Here is a 6,725-nt window from a genome sequence, read left to right on the forward strand (position 1 = left end):
GCCTTCAACCTGAATCTGCTGCACCACATCAACCGGGAGCTGGGCGGAAATTTTGATGTGAGCAAGTTCAGGCACTTTGCCCTTTATGAACCGCAGGAAGGCGTCATGAAGAGCTACCTCATCAGCCAGGAAACACAGGAAGTATACCTGGAATCAACAGACCAGCGTTTTTTATTCGAAGCATGGGAAGCCGTACACACTGAAAACTCCTACAAGTATACCCTGAAGCAAGTAAAGCAAATGGGGAAAAGCTGTGGTTTCGAAGTGGAGGAAGTTTTCCTTGATGAGCGCGGGTATTTTGCGGATGTGTTGTTTACGGTAGCCTGATCGGCTGCATTTCATTTAAACGATCTTAAAAATTCAGCATAAACTGATCCGGCGTTTTCAATTTCAAATAGATGAAAATAAAGACTCTTTTGGTAACCGCTGCCCTCCTGCTCCTGGCCTTTCCTGCCCGGGGTGACCGGAAAAAAGAGAAGGCTAAAAGGTAGACGCTATACCTGCTGACAGCAAAGTCCCTGCTGTTTGTCCGGGCAGGTATAGCTGCGGGCAGGAAGGGTATAACAAAACAGGGGTAGCAGGTTAAATTTCCGGTAACAGGTATGGGATCAGGCAAAAAAAGCTAATTTTGCAGGCCTTTCCAAAAAACGCCGGTATGAGATCTGAAGAATACAAAGAGCACTTTCGCAAAAACTTTTTTTTAGCGTACCCGGTGGTGCTCAGTCAGTTAGGTCACATCATGGTCAGTGTAATCGACAGCCTGATGGTGGGACAGACCGGTACCATCCCCCTGGCAGCGGCCTCGCTGGGCAACAGCATTTTTACCATTACCATGGTTTTCGGACTGGGTGTTTCCTACAGCATCACGCCTCTGATTGCAGCGGCCGACGGACGTCGCAACTATACCCGGATCTCGCTCCTGCTCCTGAATGGCTTGTTTTGCAACCTGCTGCTGGGTATACTTCTATTCATAGCAGGCTATTTCTTCTCCCCTTACATCACGCACCTGAACCAGCCTGAGGAAGTGGTCCGGCAGGCTATACCGTACATGAATATCTTATTCCTGTCGATGGTGCCGCTCATGATCTTCCAAGCTTTCAGACAGTTTTCAGAGGGCCTCTCGCTCACCAAACAGGCCATGTACATCACCATTGTCGCCAATGCCATTAATGTGGTGCTTAACTACATCCTGATCTACGGTAAGTTTGGGTTTGAACCGATGGGACTGGTAGGCGCTGGCTGGGCTACCCTTATTTCCCGCATCCTCATGCCCCTTATGATGGGCGGCTATGTGCTCTATTCCAAGAAGTTCGCGGCTTTCCGCAGGTTCCTGACCTTCCGCCACCTCTCCTTCGTGCACATGTACCATATCTTTAAGCTGGGCCTGCCGATCTCCATGCAGATGGTCTTTGAGATGGGTGCCTTCAGTTTCTCAGCTATCATGATCGGCTGGCTGGGAGCCCGGGAGCTGGCCGCACACCAGATCGCCATCAATGTGGCAGCCGTCACCTACATGATGGCCAGTGGTATAGCCACGGCAGCAACTATCCGGGTTGGCAATCAGAAAGGCCTGCGCAATTTCCAGTCCATGCGCAAAGCCGGGTATAGCAGTTTTGCAATGGGCGTTATTTTTATGATCGCCAGCGGGCTGCTGATGGTACTCGGAAATAAATTTATTCCGTCCTTGTACATCGATGACCCTGCCGTGATTGAGCTAGCCTCGATGCTGCTCATCATAGCTGCACTCTTCCAGATCTCGGATGGTGTACAGGTAGTGGGACTTGGCGCCTTGCGTGGCCTGGAAGACGTAAAAATTCCCGGAATCATCTCGCTGATCGCTTACTGGATCATCGGATTGCCGGTGGGTTACCTCCTCTGTTTTAAAGCCGGATTTGGAGTTAACGGAGTGTGGACAGGACTTTTAGTAGGCCTCAGCATTGCTGCTATATTACTATTCTGGCGCTTCAAGAGGCTCAGCCACCAACTTACCCGCTAAAAAAGTGCAATTGATTGGCACCAATCTTTCCAGACCTGTGTTGCCGGTTTGAGACACTTTAAACTTTTAGCCGATGTTTATTTTTACTCTCCTTTTGTCGCTGTTAGTAGGCCTACTTATGCCCCACGCAGCCCCTGCCGGACTATCACCGGCCGTTATTTCTGTTCCTGCCGTTGCTGAGCGCGCCAACAACGATCACCTGGCCTGGTCCTCCACGCGCAAGTTAAACTGGGAGGATTTCAGGGCAAATCCGGAAGATAACAACCCGCACCATGCACTGACGGCCGCTAACCTGGCCGTTGATGCCAAGTGTAAGAACAACAAGTTCTACTACGAGGTAAAGTGCGTGTTCCTGCCGGGAGAATCCTGGTCCAAGAACAAAAAATCAGAAAAATTGCTGGCCCATGAGCAGCTGCACTTTGATCTGACGGAGGTGCATGCCCGCCAATTGCGGAAGCAACTGAAAGAGATCAACAACTCCTGCGACAATATGAAGTCGCAGCTCAATACCACCGTGGGGGCTGCTTTTAAAACATGGAAAGCGGAGCAGGATCAGTTTGACAAACATTCCCGCCATGGCCTCGATGCCGAAGTGCAACAGGTATGGGCCGCTCAAATCGAGCAGCGCCTGCTGGAGCTGGAAGCTTATCAATAAGCACAACTATACCTGTCGCCTGCCCTTCCCTTTTGGAAGAAGCAGGAGATAGGTATAGCAGGTATAGCTGTTCGATTGGATTCGTTTATTCCGCCGGTCCTAGGTCTTTCACGGCCGGTCCTGTGATCACTTTACCAAAAGGGTCAAAACGGGAGCCGTGGCAGGGGCAGTCCCAGGAGCTTTCCACTTCATTCCAGTGAACGACGCAACCCAGGTGCGTGCATACGGCGGAGCACTGATGCCGCACGCCATCCTGATCGCAATAGACGGCTACTTTGGCCAAACCTTTGCGCATCACACTGCCTGTTCCCGGCATGACCTGCATTGGATCGTCTACTTCTCCTGGCGTTACATAATCTTTGAACTGGGCCGCTACGTTCAGGTTTTCCTTCATAAACTCACCCGAAGACTTGAGGCTAACACGTGCCGGGTCATAGAGTTTTTGCCACAGATTAGGCTTACCCATGATCAGGTCTGTGATCAGCATACCTGCTATGGTGCCGTGCGTCATACCTTGGCCGGAGTCGCCTGTGGCGATGTAGACATTGTCCGAGTCGCCCGGATTACGCCCGATGAAACCCAGGCTGTCGACCGGCTCCAATACCTGGCCTGACCAGCGGTACACCACCTCCTGCGCCATTGGGAAACGAAGCCTCATCCAGCTCTCCAGTTCCGTAAACTTTCTGCTCAGGTGATCGTCCTGCCCTGTTTTATGATCCTCTCCCCCTACTATCAGTAGGTCCAGGCCATTCTGGTCATCGCCCCCGGCCTTCCCTTTGAGTAAGCGGACATAATGATACGGATCCTGCATGTCCCAGTACAGGGCGTCCGGCACTTCATCGCGTTTCACAGCCGCTCCTATCACATAGGTTCTGTAAGGGGCCTGCTTGGTGTGCATGGTCACTTTATCAATAACAGGGGAATTGGTGGCTACCACCAGGTGGTTGGCGGCTATCGCATGTCCCGCTTCTGATACTACAGTAACCACACGGCCAGTTTCAAAGCGCTCTATTTTAGTTTTGGTAAAGATCCGCCCCCCTTTACTGAGCAGGGCAGCACTGAGGGCCGATAGATATTTGAGCACATGAAAGTGCGCCTGGTTCGGGAAATGCAGGCAAGGCAGCGCCGTAAGGGTTTCAACAGGGCATTTTTTTCGCAACACGACATCCCGCCAGCCTATTTTCTGAAGCGCCTCCAGTTCCCGCATGAGCTGGTCTTCCTCTTCCTTTGTATTGGCAAACATGTAGCCGTCGACGCGCACGAAGTCACAGTCTATCTTTTCATCTTTTATGATCTCTTCTATCTTATCGATCGCCTTTCCATGACTCTGTACTGCCATCCGGGTACCTTCCACGCCAAATAAGCGGATGAGTTCATCAAAGCCGTCATCAAGTGCATTGGACAGGTGGGCGGTAGTGCGGCCGGTTTCGCCTCCCCCGATTTCTTTGGCCTCTACCACTACCACATCTTTGCCTTCTTTGGCCAATAAATAAGCCGTCGTGATACCGGCAATACCACCCCCCACGACACATACATCACACTTTACATTTTCATGCAAGGGAGTGGTGACAGGCATAGTGATGTTTTCCACCCATACGGACAAGCTTGCTCCTGATTCTCTTTTCATAGTTTTTGTTTTTGTGCTACCGATAAACGGGCTTATACTTCTACCCTGAAAAACAGGAAGAAAGCCAGTTGCTTAGGATACGCTAGCCAAAACCGAATGTTACTGCAGGGTGACTGCATAAACCTTGAGGCACGAGTAGGAAGCAGACAGGATGGAAAAGAGCACAAAGCCGACAGGATTTAGGAAAGAATCTGTATCTTGTTTTTTAAAAATTGAAGCACCATGCACGCACCGACTGAACCCATGGACATGATGATCACCTGGCAGCACTTTGAACAAACGGACATCCGGGTAGGTACCATAGTAGAGGCAACGGACTTTCTGGAAGCGCGGAAGCCGGCCTTCAAACTGGTTGTTGATCTGGGGCCGCTCGGTCTGAAGAGATCGAGTGCGCAGATCACAAAACATTATACAAAAGAAGCGCTGCCAGGCAGACAGGTGCTTTGCGTCACCAACCTCGGCAAAAAACAGATTGGGAAGTATATTTCGGAAGTGCTCGTAACAGGTTTTGCGGACGAAAACGGCGATATTGTACTGGCTCAGCCAGCAGGCCAGGTGCCCAATGGCAGCAAGCTTATGTAAAGACTAGGTTAACGGGCCATTTCCGGTTGGCCTTTAAAATCGCTTCTCTTAGGTTGTGGATTTTCCTCGGGAAGACCATTGGCCGCCCGAGCCTTCGCTTCCCGCACACTCAGCGTGTCCAGAACGACCTCGTATAGCTTGTCCATCAACGTCAGATTCTCCAGGTAGTAATTGTACGTTTTACGGAAATCCTCTTCTGACACGTTGTGGGACGCCAGGATCCGTTGCTGCTGCTGGTTATAAGTCATCAAAGCGGTGTCGGGATAAATGACCCGATTTTCGATCAGCGCTTCTGCAATATGGACATCCGCCAGGATCTGCACCATCGTTTCCTGAGGGACCAGGTTATCAGGTGCTTGGGTTGTTTGTTTCTGGCAGCCCAACAGCAAAGCCAAAGAAAGAATGCAGAAAAGTCTTTTCACGGATGTAATTTACAGGAATATGTCCTAATTTTAAAATCTGACGCCACGGCACTAAGATATGAAAGAGCTTGTACAAAAGCTGCGAAAGTACGAGATACGCATCAGAAAGGCCATCAATTCTCAAATGCAGGGGGACTTCCGTTCTGTATTCAAAGGTACGGGGCTGGAATTTGATGATGTTCGGTCCTACCAATACGGAGATGATGTGCGCTCCATAGACTGGAACGTGTCGGCTAAAGGCCATGGTACTTTCGTAAAAACGTACCGCGAAGAGAAAGAACAGTCCGTGTTTCTGATGCTGGATGTGAGTGCTTCGCAGACCATTGGTACCGGCAAACAACAAAAGTTGGACGTGGGCAAAGAAATATGCGGTGTACTGGCCTTAGCGGCAGCCAGGCAACAGAGCCAGATCGGCATCATTTGCATCAGTGACCAGAAAGAAAAATATATCAAGCCGGCCAAAGGGATCGAGCAGGCCTATGCCATCATCAAGGCTCTGCGCGAGTTACAGCCCAAATCAGCCAGGACCAACCTGGCAGCCGGTATAAAACTTACCCTCGACATTGTAAAAAGACGCAGTATCATCCTGCTGATCTCAGACTTTATAGATGTGCATTATGAGAAGGAGCTCTCCATGCTGGCCAAAAAGCATGACCTGATCGTGATCCAGCTGCTGGATGTACGGGAGCGCAGTATTCCGGGACTGGGCATTGTGCCTGTTGTGGACAAAGAAACGGGTAAAACCGTATGGCTCAATACGTCGGGCGCCGCTTTCCAAACCTATCATTTATCCCAGTACAAGGAGAATCAGAACCGCATTATCCGCATCTGCCAGAAATACCAGGCCAATTACCTGGCGATACAGACCAACGAAGACTACGTGCCCCAGTTGGTCAACCTGTTCAGGCTCCGAAACAGAACGACAAAGAAAAGTGCGTAACTACCTGCTGCTTCCGGTATTATTTATCCTGCTGACAGGGACAGTGCAGGCACAACTGGTGCAGCCTCCTGTGGGCAGTTTCAACCGGGATACCATCCGGATTGGGGAGGTGCTCAGCTATACCCTGGTGCACCAGCATGCTGCTCCCCAGGAAGTGATTCTTCCAGACTCATCCTACAATTTTCACCCCTTTGAGCTCGTGGGTCAAACCTACTACCCTACCGCTACGCGCGCTGGCATCAGTTCCGATAGTACCGTATACCTGCTACGCACTTTTGAGATGGAGCCTGTACAAACGCTGGCGCTGCCGGCCTTCGTGTTGCATGGACAGGATACCGTGCAGGTATTTGCCAAAGCAGATTCCGTCGTGCTCCGGCAACTGGTGAACAACGTGCAGGAGCCCCTGATCTTACGTACCCAAACTGAACTGGCTCCTGTCGAGGAACGCTTTAACTGGCCGATCGTGCTATTATGGGTGGTCACAGTCGCTGCTTTTCTGGCCT

7 protein-coding genes and 1 pseudogene are annotated in these 6,725 nt (G+C 50.8%); 6 read left to right on the plus strand and 2 right to left on the minus strand.

The genetic code is table 11. The features are described 5' to 3' along the window. The 3 genes from OB13_RS15895 to OB13_RS15905 form a co-directional block, all read left to right on the plus strand. Positions 1–327 (plus strand): L-histidine N(alpha)-methyltransferase (locus tag OB13_RS15895; protein WP_461491160.1); only part of this gene is annotated, 327 nt, incomplete at its 5' end. A gap of 328 nt (positions 328–655) precedes the next feature. Further along, positions 656–1,996, plus strand: coding sequence for an MATE family efflux transporter (locus tag OB13_RS15900; protein ID WP_461491161.1), 1,341 nt, complete (start codon positions 656–658; stop codon positions 1,994–1,996). 118 nt (positions 1,997–2,114) lie between these two features. Further along, on the plus strand, positions 2,115–2,651 hold the full coding sequence (locus OB13_RS15905) for a DUF922 domain-containing protein (RefSeq protein WP_461491162.1): 537 nt from the start codon (positions 2,115–2,117) through the stop codon (positions 2,649–2,651). Between the two features lie 85 nt (positions 2,652–2,736). Here OB13_RS15905 and OB13_RS15910 read toward each other — a convergent pair whose 3' ends face one another. Beyond that, positions 2,737–4,278, minus strand: coding sequence for an FAD-dependent oxidoreductase (locus OB13_RS15910; protein ID WP_461491163.1), 1,542 nt, complete (start codon positions 4,276–4,278; stop codon positions 2,737–2,739). Positions 4,279–4,500: 222 nt separating this feature from the next. Here OB13_RS15910 and OB13_RS15915 point away from each other — a divergent pair, with 222 nt between their 5' ends. Next, the gene (locus OB13_RS15915; RefSeq protein WP_461491164.1) at positions 4,501–4,860 is read left to right on the plus strand and encodes a tRNA-binding protein; all 360 of its coding nucleotides are present in this window, start codon (positions 4,501–4,503) and stop codon (positions 4,858–4,860) included. An 8-nt stretch (positions 4,861–4,868) separates the two neighbouring features. On the opposite strand, the gene OB13_RS15920 is transcribed toward OB13_RS15915, so the two are convergent. Continuing rightward, entirely contained in the window at positions 4,869–5,282 is a 414-nt protein-coding gene (locus OB13_RS15920) for a DUF4296 domain-containing protein (RefSeq protein ID WP_461491165.1), read from the minus strand. A gap of 58 nt (positions 5,283–5,340) precedes the next feature. Between OB13_RS15920 and OB13_RS15925 the strand changes: the two genes are divergently transcribed. Beyond that, positions 5,341–6,222 (plus strand): DUF58 domain-containing protein, encoded by an 882-nt coding sequence (locus OB13_RS15925; RefSeq protein WP_461491166.1) that lies wholly within the window; start codon positions 5,341–5,343, stop codon positions 6,220–6,222. Beyond that, positions 6,215–6,725 (plus strand): annotated as a pseudogene (locus tag OB13_RS15930) (hypothetical protein); the annotation flags it as partial. The gene OB13_RS15925 and the pseudogene OB13_RS15930, both read left to right, overlap by 8 nt.

This window comes from Pontibacter sp. HJ8 (assembly GCF_054824225.1).